Raw genomic sequence first — 337 nt, forward strand, 5'->3', positions numbered from 1 at the left:
CAATTCTCTTCGCTGACTCCCCTACCAAATCCGGTAACACGATAAATAACGCTTGCCGTCAAAAACAACATTATTGATAATGATTATCATTGTTGCCTTGATTTTTATTCTGAGAGCTATGACGCGTATGGACAACACTGCCACAGCTGAAAAACCAAAAGACAATGCCCCTTATCCCGTGGCGACGGACAGAGAGATCAGCAGTCGGGGTCTGTTAGGCAGCGAAGGACGAGTAGTGATTGAGCATGGCGGCCAGCGCTATCTGCTGCGCCAGACCCACGCCGGGAAGTTAATTCTGACCAAGTAAACCCCCCCCCCCCCCCCCCGGGGGGGGGGG

At 52.5% G+C, this 337-nt stretch carries 1 protein-coding gene; it reads left to right on the plus strand.

The window, feature by feature from the left end:
• Positions 1–127: 127 nt before the first annotated feature.
• Positions 128–307 (plus strand): hemin uptake protein HemP, encoded by a 180-nt coding sequence (hemP, locus tag HMPREF9538_RS08440; protein WP_267195258.1) that lies wholly within the window; start codon positions 128–130, stop codon positions 305–307.
• Positions 308–337 lie beyond the last annotated feature (30 nt).

Source organism: Klebsiella sp. MS 92-3, from assembly GCF_000195655.1.
Taxonomy (GTDB): Bacteria; Pseudomonadota; Gammaproteobacteria; order Enterobacterales; family Enterobacteriaceae; genus Klebsiella; species Klebsiella pneumoniae.

What these genes read in the sequence shown, in the direction of transcription:
- hemP (WP_267195258.1), top strand. Translation starts at nt 128, where the DNA reads ATGGACAACACTGCCACAGCTGAAAAACCAAAAGACAATGCCCCTTAT.